13 protein-coding genes are annotated in these 16,739 nt (G+C 66.9%); 9 read left to right on the forward strand and 4 right to left on the reverse strand.

Translation table 11 applies throughout. From position 1 onward, the window contains the following. Positions 1–23: 23 nt before the first annotated feature. The 4 genes from ACQ1W9_RS02695 to ACQ1W9_RS02710 form a co-directional block, all read right to left on the reverse strand. Complete coding sequence (locus ACQ1W9_RS02695) at positions 24–1,568, reverse strand: sugar ABC transporter ATP-binding protein (RefSeq protein WP_431025202.1); 1,545 nt, start codon at positions 1,566–1,568, stop codon at positions 24–26. 52 nt (positions 1,569–1,620) lie between these two features. Next, entirely contained in the window at positions 1,621–2,538 is a 918-nt protein-coding gene (locus ACQ1W9_RS02700) for a sugar ABC transporter substrate-binding protein (protein ID WP_431025203.1), read from the reverse strand. A 247-nt stretch (positions 2,539–2,785) separates the two neighbouring features. Beyond that, the gene (gene iolB, locus ACQ1W9_RS02705) at positions 2,786–3,589 is read right to left on the reverse strand and encodes a 5-deoxy-glucuronate isomerase (protein ID WP_431025204.1); all 804 of its coding nucleotides are present in this window, start codon (positions 3,587–3,589) and stop codon (positions 2,786–2,788) included. Between the two features lie 47 nt (positions 3,590–3,636). Continuing rightward, on the reverse strand, positions 3,637–4,503 hold the full coding sequence (locus tag ACQ1W9_RS02710; protein WP_251307937.1) for a MurR/RpiR family transcriptional regulator: 867 nt from the start codon (positions 4,501–4,503) through the stop codon (positions 3,637–3,639). 331 nt (positions 4,504–4,834) lie between these two features. On the opposite strand from ACQ1W9_RS02710, the gene ACQ1W9_RS02715 reads away from it, so the two are divergent. The 9 genes from ACQ1W9_RS02715 to ACQ1W9_RS02755 all read left to right on the forward strand — a co-directional run bounded on the left by ACQ1W9_RS02715 (position 4,835) and on the right by ACQ1W9_RS02755 (position 16,483). Next, positions 4,835–5,659, forward strand: a complete 825-nt coding sequence (locus ACQ1W9_RS02715) for a TIM barrel protein (RefSeq protein ID WP_431025205.1) — start codon at positions 4,835–4,837, stop codon at positions 5,657–5,659. Between the two features lie 29 nt (positions 5,660–5,688). After that, the gene (locus ACQ1W9_RS02720) at positions 5,689–6,588 is read left to right on the forward strand and encodes a sugar phosphate isomerase/epimerase family protein (RefSeq protein WP_431025206.1); all 900 of its coding nucleotides are present in this window, start codon (positions 5,689–5,691) and stop codon (positions 6,586–6,588) included. A 12-nt stretch (positions 6,589–6,600) separates the two neighbouring features. Further along, positions 6,601–7,611, forward strand: coding sequence for a Gfo/Idh/MocA family protein (locus tag ACQ1W9_RS02725; RefSeq protein ID WP_431025207.1), 1,011 nt, complete (start codon positions 6,601–6,603; stop codon positions 7,609–7,611). 250 nt (positions 7,612–7,861) lie between these two features. Then, positions 7,862–9,778, forward strand: coding sequence for a bifunctional 5-dehydro-2-deoxygluconokinase/5-dehydro-2-deoxyphosphogluconate aldolase (locus ACQ1W9_RS02730; protein ID WP_431025208.1), 1,917 nt, complete (start codon positions 7,862–7,864; stop codon positions 9,776–9,778). A gap of 30 nt (positions 9,779–9,808) precedes the next feature. Further along, complete coding sequence (gene iolD / locus ACQ1W9_RS02735) at positions 9,809–11,659, forward strand: 3D-(3,5/4)-trihydroxycyclohexane-1,2-dione acylhydrolase (decyclizing) (RefSeq protein ID WP_431025209.1); 1,851 nt, start codon at positions 9,809–9,811, stop codon at positions 11,657–11,659. 37 nt (positions 11,660–11,696) lie between these two features. Then, a complete protein-coding gene (gene iolE / locus ACQ1W9_RS02740) occupies positions 11,697–12,596 on the forward strand; it encodes a myo-inosose-2 dehydratase (RefSeq protein ID WP_431025210.1) in 900 nt (299 codons plus the stop codon). A gap of 25 nt (positions 12,597–12,621) precedes the next feature. Next, positions 12,622–14,124, forward strand: a complete 1,503-nt coding sequence (locus ACQ1W9_RS02745) for a CoA-acylating methylmalonate-semialdehyde dehydrogenase (RefSeq protein ID WP_431025211.1) — start codon at positions 12,622–12,624, stop codon at positions 14,122–14,124. 59 nt (positions 14,125–14,183) lie between these two features. After that, positions 14,184–14,564, forward strand: coding sequence for a tautomerase family protein (locus ACQ1W9_RS02750; protein WP_431025212.1), 381 nt, complete (start codon positions 14,184–14,186; stop codon positions 14,562–14,564). Between the two features lie 203 nt (positions 14,565–14,767). Continuing rightward, positions 14,768–16,483 (forward strand): purine-cytosine permease family protein, encoded by a 1,716-nt coding sequence (locus ACQ1W9_RS02755; RefSeq protein ID WP_431025213.1) that lies wholly within the window; start codon positions 14,768–14,770, stop codon positions 16,481–16,483. Positions 16,484–16,739: the final 256 nt, after the last annotated feature.

Raw genomic sequence — 16,739 nt, forward strand, 5'->3', positions numbered from 1 at the left:
CTTGGCTGTCTTGGTGTGTCGGCTCAGGCATCCGCCGGTGTCAGGGGGGTGGAGGCCAGCTCCATGATGTTCACCTGGTTGGCCTCGGCCCGGTCGAGAACGCCGGTGACCCTGCCCTCGTGCATCACCAGGATGCGGTCGCTCATGCCCAGCACCTCGGGCAGCTCCGAGGAGATCATGATCACCGCCACACCCTGGCCGGCGAGCTTGCTGATCAGCTTGTGGATCTCGGCCTTGGCGCCGACGTCGATACCGCGGGTCGGCTCGTCGAGGATCAGGATCCGCGGCTGGGTCATCAGCCAGCGGCCGATCAGCACCTTCTGCTGATTGCCGCCGGAGAGGTTGCCGATACGCTCGTCGAGGCTCGGCGTCTTGACCCGCAGCAGGGCCTTCATGGTGTCGCACTCATGATCGAGGCGGCCCTGCTCGACGAAGGGGCCCCGGGTGTAGCCGTCGCGCAGCACGGCCATTTCCATGTTTTCGATCACCGACAGGCCGAGGAACAGGCCGGTCTCCTTGCGGTCCTCGGTGAGCAGCGCCAGGCCGCGCAGCATGGCCTGGTGGGGCGAGGAGATCACCGTCTCCTCGCCGTCGATGGCGATGCTGCCGCCGCTGGCCGGGGTGACGCCGAACAGGGTCTCGGCGACATTGGTGCGCCCGGAACCCACCAGGCCGGCGATGCCCAGGATCTCGCCGGCGCGCAGATCGAAGCTGACGTTCTCGAAGACGCCCTCCAGGCTGAGGTCCTTGACCGAGAGCACCACCTCGCCGATGGGTACCTCCTGCTTGGGGAACATCTGAGTGACCTCGCGGCCCACCATCAGCTGGATGATCTTGTCGGAGTCGAGTTCGCTGGCCGGGGCGGCGTGGATAAATTGGCCATCGCGGAACACCGAGATGTCGTCGGCGATCTCGAAGACCTCATCCATCTTGTGGGTGATATAGATGATGCCCTTACCCTGGGCGCGCAGGTCATTGATGATGCGGAACAGGTGTTCCACCTCGCGGTCGGTGAGCGCCGAGGTGGGCTCGTCCATGATCAGCACGTCGGACTCATAGGAGACCGCCTTGGCGATCTCGATCATCTGGCGTTCCGCCACGCTGAGGCGACGCACCTCGGTCTCCGGGTCCATGTCGATGCCCAGGCGTTCGAAGAGCGCCTCGGTCATCCGCAGCATGCGCGGGTGATCGACCAGGCCGAAGGCATTGAGGGGTTCGCGGCGAATCCAGATATTCTCGGCGATGGTCATGAAGGGCATCAGGTTGAGTTCCTGATGGATCATGGCGATGCCGGCCTCCAGGGCATCCAGCGGGCCCTTGAGGTCCAGCGGCCGGCCATGCAGGCGCACCTCGCCCTGGTCGGGGATATAGACCCCGGCGATGATCTTCATCAGGGTCGACTTGCCGGCACCGTTCTCGCCCATCAGGGCATGCACGGTGCCCGGGCGAATCTTGAGCCGGACATTGTCCAGGGCGACCACGCCGGGGAAGGTCTTGCGGGCATCGACCACCTCGAGCAGATACTCGGCGGCGTCCACGGTCGGGGCTTCGGCAATCATCGTAGCCATGGGGGAGACTCCTGAGGCGATGAGGGCCCGCCAACCGGCGGGCCCGCGAGCATCAATTGGTGAGGAAGTCGTCGAGGTTGTCGGGGGTCACCAACTGGAAGGGCACCATATTGATGCTTTCCACCGGCTCACCATTGGCCAGGTCGATGGCGACCTCGACGGCGCCGCCGCCCTGGCCGACCGGATCCTGGAAGACGCTGACCGCCAGCTCGCCGCGTTGCATGGCGTCCAGGGCATCGCGGGTGGCATCGATACCGCCCACCAGGATGTCAGCGGGGGAGATGCCGGACTGCTTCATGGCGATCAGGGCACCGAGGGCCATCTCGTCGTTATTGGCGGCGATGGCGTCGATCCGCTCGCCACCGACGATCCAGTTATTCATCAGGTCGATGGCCTCGGTGCGCTGGTAGTCGGCGGTCTGCATGTCGACCAGCTCCAGGCCCGGGTAGGCGTCGAAGACCGATTCGACCCCGGCGGTACGCTCGTGGGTGGCGCTGGAGGAGAGCTCGCCGAGCATCACCGCCACGCGCCCCTCGCCGCCGAGCCTCTCGGCCAGGGCCTGCATCTGCAGCTCGCCGGCCACTCGCTGCTCGGAACCGACGAAGGCCACGCCCTCGTGATCCAGGTCGTCACCCTCGGGCTGACGGTTGACATAGACCAGGGGAATGCCGCTCTCCACCGCGGCCTGGGTCATCATGCCGGTGGCGGCGGTATCCACCGGGTTGATGATGATGGCGTCGACCCCTTGGGCGGCCAGGCTCTGGGTCTGGCTGAGCTGGCGGCCGATATCCCCCTGGGCATCCAGGAACTGGATGTCCCAGCCCTGGCTCTCGGCCTCGGCCTGCATGGCATTGCGCATGCTGGTCAGGAAGTTGTCGTCGAAGTAGGCCACCGAGACGCCGATGGTCTGAGCCATGGCGCTGGTGGAGCAGAGGGTGGCAAGGGCGGCGCCGAGTAGCAGGCGTTTCATAGTGAGTCTCCATTGCGTGTCGTTGTGGTTATTGCCAGCGGGACTGGTGAAAGGAGCAGGTTTTCCATCGAAACCCTGTTATGGAATTTAGATTCCATTTGGATATTTTGCAAAAATATTGTTCTATACTTTGGTATAAATAGAATTATTGTTCCGTTTTTGGCCGCCGCACCGACCGCCCGTTCGGGCATAAAAAAGCCCCGCGAGAGGCGGGGCGAAGAGACGTCCGACCTGGATCAGGGGACGATCACTGCTTGACGATCCATTCGTGGGCCGGGTCGTTCTGGAATTTCCAGTTCCGCTTGGGGCCGGCCATCACATTGAGGTAGTAGAGCTCGTAGCCGTGGGGGGTGCCCACCGGATGGTAGCCTCGGGGCACCATCACGCAGCAGCCATTCTCCACCGCCATGGTCTCGTCCAGGCTGCGATCATCGGTGTAGACCCGCTGGAAGGCGAAGCCCTGGGCGGGGTTGAGGCGGTGGTAGTAGGTCTCCTCGAGGATCGACTCCTCGGGCAGGTTGTCCACGTCGTGCTTGTGGGGCGGATAGCTGGACCAGTTGCCCGCCGGGGTATAGACCTCCACCACCAGCAGGCCGTCCGCCGGCTCGGTCTCCGGCAGGATGTCCTGGATATGGCGGGTGTTGGTGCCGCTGCCCCGGGTGCTGCGCTTGATCTGGTCGGGGGCGATCAGCCGCGGCGCGTGATTGCCGTGGCCGGGGGCGCTGCACACCGCCAGCTCCATGTCGGTGGTGGCCTCGACGCCATAGCTCACGCCGTCGGGGAGGTAGACGGCGTAGGGCGGGACCTTCTCGAAGATATCCATGCGCTGGCCGATGTCCTCCCAGCGCTGCTCGCCGCAGCTCACGGTGGCGCGGCCACTCAGCAGCACCAGGCAGTGCTCGCGGCCCTCGGTATTGGCCTCCAGCCGCTGGCCCTTGGCCAGCCGGTGGACGCGGAAGCCCACGTGCTCCCAGCCGGCGGATTGCGGGGTGACTTCCAACACCTTGCCCTGGGCGTCGGGGTGCTGGGGACGAACGAGGAGTGAGGTCATGCGAATGCCCTCCTGAAAACGGTTGAGAAATGGGTCGCCTGGTGGCGTCAGCGCACGGCGGGGGAGTCGCTGCCATCGTCGACGCCATCCCGCGCCTTGTCCTGGCGCACGCCCAGGGCGATGGCCAGGGTCTGGGTCAGGCACAGCGAGGCGGTCAGGCCGCGGAAGCTCTTGACCTCGGCCTCGTGCACCACCAGCGAGACGTCGGCCAGCCGGGCCAGGGGGCTCAAGCTGGAATCGGTGATCACCACCAGCGGCAGGCCCCGCGCCTTGGCCTCCTCCGCCGCCTCCCGGGACTCCTGGGCATAGGGCGAGAAGCTCACCACCATCAGCGCATCCCGGTCGCCCATGGACTTGAGCTGCTCCAGGTGCATGCCCCCCAGGCCGCTGACCAGTTGGGTGCGCTTGTCCACGTGCTGCAGCGCGTAGGCCATGTAGCTGGCCACCACGAAGCTGCGCCGGGCCCCCATCACATGGACGATTTCCGCCTTCTCGAAGATATCCAGGGCCTGCTCCAGGTGGCGGGGGTCGATGCGCCCCGGCAACTGGTCGAGCACCTCCCGGTTGGCCTCGGCGAACTCCCACAGCAGCTCGGTGCTGTCCGGCGTCTCGCCGGTGGCGGTGCGCACGGCGCGGATCCGCTCGGTGTAGTTGGGCAACTCGTCCACCAGGCGCGCGCGGAACAGCTGCTGCATCTCCGAGAAGCCCTTGAAGCCGAAGCTGTTGGCGAAGCGGATCAGGGTCGAGGGGGTGACCCCGGCCTGGTCGGCCAGCTTGGCCACGGTGGCGAAGGCCACCTCCTGGGGGTGGTCGAGCAGGAAGCGGGCGGTCTGCTGCAGGCGCCGGCTCAACGCCGGGTAGTCCGCGGTGATACGCGCTTCCAGGGTGGTGAAGTCCTGTGGGGTCTGATTCATGGTGTCCGCCTTGCCGATGACTGGTCAGCGTCCGGGTGTCGGTATGCTCACACCCTAGCACCTTGGGAATAAAAATTCCATTGAAACGTTAGTATAGAATGCCGGGTCTGGCAATGGCCTTTCTGGGTGCCTCGATCTCGCCGAGCCCTTCGTCTTTGGTCGTAGTCGATCGGGGGTGGAATCGCGGAGAGCCGCGCCATGCCTGGGATGCCGGCGGATCGGTGGGGGTTAAAATGAAATATTCAGTCTGTTGATGAAGTGGAATAATTGTTCTAGTCTTCGGGCAGACCACAACAACCACGATAACCACGCCCTCAATCCGGAGGCCGCCATGGCTCAAACCAACGTGAAGTTCGCCCTCAACCATATGGTCTGCCCGCGCTGGACGCCGCTGCAGCTGATCGAGACCGCCGCCGAGATGGGGGTGGGCGCGGTGGAGTTGCGCAACGACGTGGGCGACAACAGCCTGAATGACCTGCAGCAGGCCCAGGCCGCCGGCCGCCGGGCCCGGGAGCTGGGCATCGAGGTGCTCAGCCTCAACGCCCTCTATCCTTTCAATATCTGGAACGAGGAACGCGCCGCCCAGGCCGAGGCCATGGCCGAACTGCTCGCCGCCGCCGGCGGTCGCGGCCTGGTGCTCTGCCCGCTGGTGGACGGCGACGATGACGCCTCTTCCGAACAGCGCCGCGCCCGGCTGGAGCAGGCGCTGACCGCCCTGGACGGCATCCTCGGGCGCCATGACCTCAAGGGCTTCGTCGAGCCGCTGGGTTTCCCGATCTCCACCCTGCGCACCAAGGCCGAGGCGGTGCAGACCATCCGCGAGCTGGGGCTGGAGTCGCGCTTCGGCCTGGTCCACGACACCTTCCACCACCAGGGCGCCGGCGAGCACGAGTTCTTCGCCGAACGCACGGGGCTGGTGCATATCTCCGGCGTGGAGGACCCGGCCGTCGGCTTCGAGGCGATGCTCGACCCCCATCGGCTGCTGGTGGGCGAGGATGACCGCCTCGACAACCTCGGCCAGATCCGCCAGCTGCTGGAGGAGGGTTACCAGGGCTACCTCTCCTTCGAGCCCTTCGCCGACTCGGTGCACGCCGCCGTGGATCCGGTGGCCGAGCTGCGCCAGAGCATGGATTTCGTCCGCGCCGGCCTCGCCTGAGCCGCCCCAGAACCCAGGAGGATGACCGAATGAAGATCGCCCTCGATCCGCATATGCATCGCCACCTCTCCCTGCCGGAGATCTGCCGACTCACCAAGGAGCTCGGCTACGACTATGTCGAGCTCTCGCCGCGCCCCGACTTCATGGTCTGGTGGACCCGGCCGCGCACCTATCCCGCCGCCATCCAGGCCTTCAAGAAGGCCATGCGCGAGCACGACGTGGGCCTGGCCACCATGCAGCCCATGTACCGCTGGTCCAGCCCCTACCGGGACGAATGGGAAATGGCCATGGACAACTGGAAGCGCATCATCGAGGTGGCCGTGGAGCTGGAGTGCGACACCCTGATCTCCGAGTTCGGTCGCGGCGGTTCCGTGGAGCGCTCCCAGGCCGACCGCCAGGGCATCCACACCCCCGAGGCCTGCGAGAACGCCTTCTGGCGCTCCATGGACGTGCTGGTGCCGATCCTCGAGCGCGAGGGCCTGACCCTGAGCGTCGAGCCCCATCCGGAGGACTGGGTAGAGACCATGGAGCCGGCGGTGGAGATCATCAAGACCATCGATTCCCCGTCGGTGAAGTGCTCCTATATCGCGCCGCACTGCTTCTACTACGGCGATGACATGGCCGAGACCATTCGCGCCACCCGGGGCGAGCTGGTGCATGCCCGGGTCGCCGACACCTTCAACCACAAGGCCTCCTCCCAGCTGCGCTATATCGTCAACCCGCCGGGCTCCGAGGCCCGGGTGCACCAGCACCTGGACATCGGCGAGGGCGAGATCGACTGGGACGTCTTCTTCAAGACCCTGCACGAGGTGGGCTTCGATGGGGTGCTCTCCAGCTGCGTCTTCGGCTGGGAGGAGCGGGCCGTGGAGTCGTCCCGCTTCATGCGCCAGGAGATTCAGCGTTACGTCGACAAGTACTGGAACCAGTAAAAGGACAACACCATGACAGTCAGAATCGGAGTCATCGGCACCGGCATGATCGGCGAGGAGCACGCCCGCCGTATCACCCAGCAGCTCACCGGCGGCGAGATCGTCGCCGTCACCGACGTCAACCAGGAGCAGGCCCGGGCCGTGGTCGACCGCCTGGGACTCGAGGCCAAGGTCTACGAGGACGGCCAGGCGCTGATCCAGGCCGCCGACGTGGATGCGGTGCTGGTCACCTCCTGGGGGCCGACCCACGAGGAGTATGTGCTGGCGGCCATCGCCGCCGGCAAGGCGGTGTTCTGCGAGAAGCCGCTGGCCACCACCGCCGAGGGCTGCCGGCATATCATCGACGCCGAGATCGAGGCCGGCCGCCGCCTGGTGCAGGTGGGCTTTATGCGCCGCTACGACGGCGGCTACCGGATGATGAAGGACGCCATCGACGGCGGCCAGCTGGGCGAGGCGCTGATGGTGCACGCCGCCCACCGCAACCCCGAGGTGCCGGAGCGCTATGTCACCCCCATGGCGATCCACGACACCCTGATCCACGAGCTGGACACCTTCCGCTGGCTGCTCGACGACGACTACAAGAGCGCCCAGGTGGTCTTCCCGCGCAAGACCCGCCATGCCCATGACCAGGTCGCCGACCCGCAGATCGTCATGCTGGAGACGGTGAAGGGCGTGCGCATCGACGTGGAGGTGTTCGTCAACTGCCGCTATGGCTACGACATCCAGTGCGACGTGGTCGGCGAGGAGGGCATCGCCCGGTTGCCCGAGCCCCAGAGCCTGCAGTTCCGCCAGGCCGGGCGGCTCTCCAACGAGATCCTCCAGGACTGGAAGCAGCGTTTCAGCGAGGCCTTCGACGTGGAGCTCCAGGCCTTTATCGACGGCGTGGCCGCCGGGCGCATCGAGGGGCCCTCCTCCTGGGACGGCTATGCCGCGGCCATCGCCGGGGACGTCTGCGTCAAGGCCCAGGAGAGCGGCGCCATCGAGGCCATCGAGATGCCCGAGCGTCCCGCCTTCTACGGCTGAGCGGAGTCGACATGGGTGTGTGGACAGCCCCGGGCCCGGTAGGGACCGGGGCTGTCCTGTTTCGGGATAGGGGGGGGGGCGGCATGCGACTAAAGAAGAACGAATCATCCTTTCCATTTATTGAATGGATGGAATCTTCGTTCTAAAATAAATTCCAAGTGGAACACATAGACCGGCATCTTCACCCATCACCGACCGGCCGAGCCGCGCGAGCGGGGCTCGGGACTGGCCAAGCCTAGGATGCGAGCCCATGACTGACACCAAGACCCTCGACCTGATCTGCCTGGGACGCGCCGCCGTCGACCTCTACGGCGAGCAGATCGGTAGCCGCCTGGAGGACATGAGCGGCTTCGCCAAGTACCTCGGCGGTTCCTCCGGCAATATCGCCTACGGCACCGCCCGCATGGGGCTCAAGAGCGCCATGCTGACCCGGGTGGGCGACGAGCACATGGGGCGCTTCGTGCGCGAGGAGCTGGCCCGGGCCGGCGTCGACACCGGCCATGTGATCACCGACCCCGAGCGCCTCACCGGCCTGGTGCTGCTGGGTATCAAGGATCGCGACACCTTCCCGCTGATCTTCTACCGCCACGACTGCGCCGACATGGCCCTCGAGGCCGATGACGTCGACCCGGCCTTTATCGCCTCCAGCCGGGCGCTGCTGATCACCGGCACCCACTTCTCCACCGAGCGGACCCACCAGGCCAGCAAGACCGCCATCGAGTACGCCAAGGCCGCCGGCACCCAGGTGATCCTGGATATCGACTACCGCCCGGTGCTCTGGGGCCTGACCGGCCTGGGCGACGGCGAGACCCGCTTTATCTCCGATGAAGGCGTCAGCCGCCACCTGCAGAGCATCCTGCCCGACCTGGACCTGGTGGTGGGCACCGAGGAGGAGGTGCATATCGCCGGCGGCAGCACCGACACCATCGCCGCCCTGAAGCGAATTCGTGAGCTCAGCGACGCCACCATCGTGCTCAAGCTGGGCGCCCAGGGCTGCACCGTGCTGGACGGCGCCATCCCCGACAGCGAGGCCGACTTCGTGGTGCATACCGGCGTCAAGGTCGAGGTGCTCAATGTGCTGGGAGCTGGCGACGCCTTCATGAGCGGCTTCCTGCGTGGCTGGCTGAACGGCGAGTCCCACGAACGCAGCTGCGCCTATGCCAACGCCTGCGGCGCCCTGGTGGTCTCCCGCCACGGCTGCGCCCCGGCCATTCCCAGTGCCGAGGAGCTCGACGACTACCTGGCCCGGGCCGCGTCGATCCCGCGCCCGGACCTGGACGCGCGACTCAACCACCTGCATCGGGTCACCACCCAGCGCAGCGCCACCGAGTGGCAGGACCTGTGCATCCTGGCCTTCGACCACCGCAAGCAGCTGTTCGATATGGCCCGGGAGGCGGGCGCCGATCCGGCACGCATCAAGACCCTGAAGCGCCTGCTGGTGCAGGCTACCGAGCGCGGCGCCGAGCGCCTGGGGGCGAGCCAGGTGGGGGTGCTGATCGACGACACCTATGGCCAGGACGCCCTCAACGACGTCACCGGTCGCGGCTGGTGGATCGGCCGCCCGGTGGAGCTGCCCAGCTCCCGGCCCATCGAGCTGGAGGGCGGTCGCGATATCGGCAGCCGCCTGAAGAGTTGGCCCCGGGAGCATATCGTCAAGTGCCTGGTGTTCTTCCATCCCCAGGATGGCGTCGAGCTGCGTCGCGCCCAGGAGCGCCAGGTGCTGGAGCTCTACCGGGCCTGCTGCGCCTCCGGGCACGAGCTGCTGCTGGAGATCATCCCGCCCCGCGACATGGCCAGCGACGACGACACCTACCTCCACACCATGCAGCGCATCTACAACCTGGGGGTGCAGCCCGACTGGTGGAAGCTGCCGCCCCAGACCCCGGCCGCCTGGCGACGCATCACCGAGCTGCTCGCCGAGCGCGCGCCTCACTGCCGCGGCGTGGTGATGCTGGGCCTGGACGCGCCGGCCGAGGAGCTCAAGCAGGGCTTTATGGACAGCGCCGGCGTCGAGGTCTGCAAGGGCTTCGCGGTGGGGCGCACCATCTTCGGCGAGCCGAGCCGCAAGTGGTTGCGCGGCGATTACGACGACGAGCAACTGATCCAGGCCGTGCTGGCCAACTATCTGGAACTGGTGGAAACCTGGCAGGCGCGCCAGCGCGCCTGATCCCGTAACGCGCCTTTGAAGGGTAAGACTATGAGCACCATTCGACTCACCATGGCCCAGGCCGTCGTCCGCTACATGATGGCCCAGAAGGTCGAACTCGACGGCGAGATCCAGCCGCTCTTCCCCGGGGTCTGGGCGATCTTCGGCCACGGCAACGTGGCCGGCCTGGGCGAGGCCCTCTACCAGGCCCGCGAGACCCTGCCCACCTACCGGGCTCATAACGAGCAGGGCATGGCCCACGCCGCCATCGCCTACGCCAAGACGCTCAATCGCCGCCAGGTGATGGCCTGTACCGCCTCGGCGGGGCCGGGCTCCACCAATATGGTCACCGCCGCCGCCGTGGCCCACGTCAACCGTCTGCCGGTGCTCTTCCTGCCGGGGGACACCTTCGCCACCCGCCTGCCCGATCCGGTGCTGCAGCAGGTGGAGAACTTCCATGACCACACCCTGACCTCCAACGATTGCTTCAAGCCGGTGAGCCGCTTCTTCGATCGCATCACCCGCCCCGAGCAGCTGCTCACCTCGCTGCCCCAGGCGGTGCGGGTGCTTACCGACCCGGTGGAGTGTGGTCCGGTCACCCTGGCGCTGCCCCAGGACATCCAGACCTTCGCCTACGACTATCCGCTGCACTTCTTCGCCGAGCGGGTGCATCGGCCGCGGCGTCAGGCCGCCGACCGTCGCGAACTCGAGGAGGCCATCGCCCTGATCCGCCAGGCGAAGAAGCCGCTGGTGATCGCCGGGGGCGGCGCCCACTACGCCGACGCCCTGGCCGAGTTCGAGGCCTTCGTCTCCGCCTGCCAGCTGCCGGTGGGCGAGACCCAGGCCGGCAAGGGGGCCCTGCCCTGGGACCATCAGCAGAACCTGGGCACCATCGGCGTCACCGGTGGGGCGGCGGCCAATGCGCTGGCCGCCGAGGCCGACCTGATCATCGCCGTGGGCACCCGCCTGGGCGACTTCGCCTCCGGTTCCCGGGCCCTGATCAACCCCGAGGCGAAGCTGCTCTCCGTCAACGTCGCCTCCTTCGATGCCGTCAAGCACAAGGGCCAGGCCCTGGTGGGCGATGCCAAGCTCAGCCTGCCGGAGCTTAGCGCCGGCCTCGACGGCTGGCGCCCCGAGGGCGCCTGGATCGAGCAGGCCGCCGCGCTGCGCGCCGACTGGAACCACACCGTGGAGCGGGTCACCGCCGACCGCGGCACCAACCTGCCCTGCGACGCCGAGGTGGTGGGGGCGGTCAACCGCGCCGCCGGCGAGCGCGATATCGTGGTGTGCGCCGCCGGCGGCCTGCCCGGGGAGCTGCAGAAGCTGTGGCGCACCCGCTTCCACCGCGGCTACCACCTGGAGTACGGCTACTCCTGCATGGGCTACGAGCTGGCCGGCGGCCTGGGTGCCAAGATGGCGATGCCTGACTCCGAGGTCTTCGTGATGGTCGGCGACGGCTCCTACCTGATGCTCAACTCCGAGATCGCCACCTCGGTGATGCTGGGCCACAAGATCATCGCCGTGGTGCTCGACAATCGCGGCTACGGCTGCATCCACCGCCTGCAGCAGTTCTGCGGCGGTCCCGGCTTCAACAACCTGCTCGACGACTGCCTCACCGTGGAGGGCGGCGCGCCCAAGACCGACTTCGCCGCCCATGCCGCAGCGCTCGGCGCGAAGGCCGAACGGGTCGGCAATATCCAGGAGCTGGAGGCGGCCCTGGAGCGTGCCAAGGCTTCCGACATCAGCTACGTGATCGCCATCGACACCGATGCCCTGGCCGATACCCAGGACGGCGGCGCCTGGTGGGACGTGGCGGTGCCCGAGGTCTCGGAGCGTCCCGAGGTCAATGAGGCCCGCAAGCGCTACGAGGCCTATAAGGCCCGTCAATTCAAGAATCTCTAACTCTCGACCCCATCACGAGCGAATTCAGGAGTCCAATATGAGCGTAAGACTGGGCATCAACCCCCTGACCTGGACCAACGACGATATGCCGTCGCTGGGCGGCGATACCCCCCTGGAGACCTGCCTCTCCGAGGGCAAGCAGGCCGGCTTCTCCGGCTTCGAGCTGGGCCACAAGTTTCCCCGCGACCCCGAGGTGCTGGGTCCCATCCTCGATAACCACGGCCTGTCGTTGGTCTCCGGCTGGTACAGCAGCGAGCTGCTGACCCGTACCGCCGAGGAGGAGATCGAGGCGATCAAGCCCCACCTGCACCTGCTCAAGTCGCTGGGCGCCACCGCCATGGTGTTCTGCGAGGTGAGCCGCTGCGTGCATGGCCAGCGTGACGTGCCGCTCTCCCATAGCCCGACCATGAGCGAAGAAGAGTGGCAGACCTTTATCCCGCGCCTCAACCGGGTGGCGGACTACTGCCAGGCCCAGGGCGTGACGATCGCCTATCACCACCACCTGGGCACCCTGATCGAGACCCCCGAGGAGATCGATCGGCTGATGGCGGAGACCACCCCGTCCGTTGGCCTGCTGCTCGACTCCGGTCACCTGGTGGGCGCCGGCGGCGACCCGGTGGCCGCCCAGAAGCAGTACGCCGAGCGCATCAAACATGTGCATTGCAAGGACATCCGCCGCGAGGTGCTGGAGGATCTGCGCAATCGCGACCTCAGCTTCCTGGAAGGTGTGCTGGGCGGCATGTTCACCGTGCCGGGGGACGGCTTTATCGACTACGTCAGCCTCTTCAAGGGGCTGCGCGACAGCGACTACCAGGGCTGGCTGGTGGTGGAGGCCGAACAGGACCCCGCCGTGGCCCACCCGCTCACCTATGCCCGCCTGGGCCACGACAACCTGCAGCGCTTCTGCGACGAGGCCGGCCTCCGGGTCACCCAATAACCGAATAGCGAAAGGAGTTTCCCCCATGAGCATGCTGGGCAACTATATCCATGGCCGGGCCGAGGCCAGCCACAGCGGGCGCAGCGCCCCCGTCTACGACCCCGCCACCGGCGAGGAGTCCCTTCGAGTGGCGCTCTCCAGTGCCGATGAGACCCGCGAGGCGGTGCGTTCGGCCGCCGAGGCCTTCGCCACCTGGTCCAGGGTCTCGCCGCTCAAGCGCGCGCGCATCCTGTTCAAGTTCAAGGCCCTGGTCGAGGAGCACGCCGACGAGCTGGCGCGGCTGATCTCCCGCGAGCACGGCAAGGTGTTCTCCGACGCCAAGGGCGAGCTGACCCGCGGCCTGGAAGTCGTCGAGTTCGCCTGCGGCATCCCCCACCTGCAGAAGGGCGAGCACTCCCTGAACGTGGGCACCGGGGTGGACAGCTACTCGATGATGCAGCCCCTGGGGGTCTGCGCCGGCATCTCGCCGTTCAACTTCCCGGCCATGGTGCCGATGTGGATGTTCCCCGTGGCCCTGGCCTGCGGCAACACCTTCGTGATGAAGCCCTCCGAGAAGGACCCCTCCACGCCGATGCGCCTGGCCGAGCTGCTCAGCGAGGCGGGCCTGCCGGACGGCGTCTTCAACGTGGTCAACGGCGACAAGGAGAGCGTGGACGTGCTGCTCACCGACGAGCGGGTCCAGGCGGTGAGTTTCGTCGGCTCCACCCCCATTGCCGAGTACATCTACGCCACCGCCTCGGCGCACGGCAAGCGGGTCCAGGCCCTGGGCGGTGCCAAGAACCATATGGTGATCATGCCCGACGCCGACCTCGACCAGGCCGTCGGCGCGCTGATGGGCGCCGCCTACGGCTCCGCCGGCGAGCGCTGCATGGCCATCTCGGTGGCCGTGCCGGTGGGCGAGGAGACCGCCGAGCGGCTGCGCGAGAAGCTGGTGGCCGAGCTCGACAAGCTGCGCGTCGGCCCGGGCCTGGTGGATGGCCCCGATAACGACATGGGGCCGCTGGTGACCCGCGAGCACCTGGAGAAGGTCCGCGGCTATATCCAGGCCGGCGTGGACGAGGGCGCCGAGTTGGTGGTGGACGGCCGCCAGGCACGCATCGAGGGGGCCGGCGACGGCTACTTCGTGGGCGGCAGCCTCTTCGATCACGTCAAGCCGGGGATGCGCATCCACCGCGAGGAGATCTTCGGCCCGGTGCTGGCCATCGCCCGTGCCGCCAGCTACGACGAGGCGGTGAAGATGATCAACGACCACGAGTACGGCAACGGCACCGCCATCTTCACCCGCGACGGCGACGCCGCCCGCCAGTTCTGCGAGCAGATCCAGGTGGGCATGGTCGGCGTCAACGTGCCGATCCCGGTGCCCATGGCCTTCCACAGCTTCGGCGGCTGGAAGCGCTCGCTATTCGGTCCGCTGCATATGCACGGCCCCGACGGCGTGCGCTTCTACACCCGCATGAAGACCATCACTCAGCGCTGGCCCAGCGGCATCCGTGAAGAGACCAACCACTTCACCATGCCGACTCTGTGAGCGGCTGACCCCCACCCGGCGCCGGAGCCCGCTCCGGCGCCCCAGCCAGGGAGTATGCCATGCCCCTCGTGACCCTTACCCTGCCGGATCATCGTCCGGTGCTGTGGCGCAAGAAGGTCGCCGACCTGGTCAACGCCGCGGTCATCGAGACCCTGGATTTCCCCGAGGATGATCGCTACCAGATCATCCAGCCCCTGCCGGTGGAGCAGATGGAGTTGCAGGCCCGGCATCGCGACGCCGTTATCCTGCAACTGACTATGCGCGCCGGTCGCCCGACTCATGCCAAGCAGGCCTTCTACCGCCGCATCACCGATGACCTGGCCCGCCAGGCCGATATCGACCCCGCCAACGTGATGATCGTGATCACCGAGAACCGGGACGCCGACTGGTGCTTCGGCCATGGCGAGGCGCAGTTTCTCGAGACCCAGCGCACCGCCTAAGCTCGCGCGTCTTCCCAGCTCCCTTGGCTCCGAGACGTTCGGGGTCCTCCTCGTTCGGGCCCGGAGGGCACCGGCCTCGACTAAAGTCGGGGAGAGAATGGTTTGAATAATCCATTCGTGGAATCTATATTCTAGAACGTGTATTTCATCAGCCTCTTCGGCAGCGTCGGCCGGAGGGGCATCGACAATAACCGGAGACGCTTATGAGCACCCAGACCTCGACACTCGCCGCGCCGGGCGCCAGCGCCTCGACCGCGGATTCCGGCCAGGGAGGGGAATTCGAACACCAACGCATCCCCGCCAGCCGCCAACTCAGCGGCAAGTACTTCCTCGGCTCCTATGCCGGCGAGCATGTCGCCGGCACCGAATTCGTGATCGGCGCCTCCCTGGTGGCACTGGGCGTCAGCACCAGCGACCTGCTGTGGGGCCTGCTGATCGGCAACCTCTTCGCCGTGCTCTCCTGGGCCTGGGTGTGCAGTCCGGTGGCGACCCGCTCGCGCATGACCATCTACTGGTACCTGGAGCGCCTGGCCGGCAAGCGCTTCTCACTGGTCTACAACCTGCTCAACGGCCTGATCTTCGCCGTGGTCTCCGGGGCCATGATCACCGTCTCCGCCTCGGCCTTCCGGGTGGTGACCAGCATCCCGCCGCAGACCGCCTGGTATCCCCAGAGCCTCAGCTTCGTGGCCCTGGTGCTCTTCGTCGGTGCCATCACCGTATGGATGACCCTCAAGGGCTTCAAGCTGATCGCCAACTTCTCCACCGTCTGCTCGCCCTGGATGGCCACCATGTTCCTGGCCAGCGGCGTGGTCACCATCCCGGTGCTGCTGCATATGGGGCAACTGGACGGCATCACCAGCCTCGCCGGGGTGGTCGACACCTTCGTCTGGACCGGCGCCACCCCGGACGGCGCGCCGGGTATCTCGGTGTGGGTGATCGCCGCCTGGGCCTGGGGCGCCAACCTGCCCATGCACCTGGGCATGAGCGACATGTCGATCCTGCGCTTCGCCCGCAAGTCCTCCTACGGCTACTTCTCCGCCGCCGGCATGTATATCGGCCATTATATGGCCTGGGTCTGCGCCGGCATGATGGGGGCCACCGCGGCGCTGCTGGCCGGCTCCCAGCTCACCGAGATGGACCCGGGCGGCGTGGCCTTCCGGATCCTCGGCGCCATGGGGCTGATCGCCGTGGTGATCGCCGGCTGGACCACCTCCATTCCCAGCCTCTATCGCGCCGGCCTGGCCTTCCAGTCGGTCTTCCCGAAGTATTCCCGGGTCCGGGTGACGGCGGTTACCGGGCTGGTGACCACCCTGATCGCCTGCTTCCCCTTCGTCTTCACCCAGTGGCTCAACGTGCTCTCCTACTTCATCATGCTGATCGCCCCGGTGGGGGCCATCATCGCCGCCGAGCACTTCCTGCTGCCGCGCCTGGGCATGCGTCCCCTGTGGCGCGAGCACCGGGGCCTCGCCGACAACCGGCCCGCCTTCCTGGCCTGGGGCGTCGGGATCCTGGCCGGTGTCCTGCTGCTGATGGAGGGCTCCCTGCACCTCTTCACCCTCTTTATCCCCGTCTGGCTGGTCAGCCTGATGGCCTATCCGCTGCTGTGCCGGGCCCTGGGCGTCGAGCGCGACGCGAGCGGCGACGTCTACACCGAGGCCTACGGCCCCGTGCATCCCCCCGAGGTGCCCGGCGGTGAGGCCGAGGCGCACCATCCGGTACGGGTGCTCGACCCCTGGTACTTCACCGCCGTGGCCTGCCTGCTGGTGATCCTGGGGGCGGCCGGCTGGGCCTGGTTCAACGGCGCCGATGCGGTGGCTCACCTGGACAGCTTCCAATGGCTGATCGTGGTGCCCACGGCGCTCTACTTCGCCTCCGCCACCCTGTGGATGAAGAACCGCCGCAAACCGCGCACTGCCTGAGGCAAGGCGCCTCTTCCAATCCCCCTCGACGGGCCGGCCTCGCGCCGGCCCGTCGTCGTTCGTTGCCAGGCCAAAAGAGGGAGGCCGTGATAGCAAGAAAGCGAAGTTATTGATGCCTCGCCACCGGAATAAGTGCTCCGTATCACCCGATTTCGGCGTATGGAGAGGATGGCGGTAGAGAAGAAATAACAAGAAAGTGAAAATCGGCGGATCGGCCGACTGCTGTAATGGGGGGCGAGCGGGCAAACGCCCCTCA

The organism is Halomonas sp. H5 (assembly GCF_050613175.1).
GTDB lineage: Bacteria > Pseudomonadota > Gammaproteobacteria > Pseudomonadales > Halomonadaceae > Bisbaumannia > Bisbaumannia salifodinae.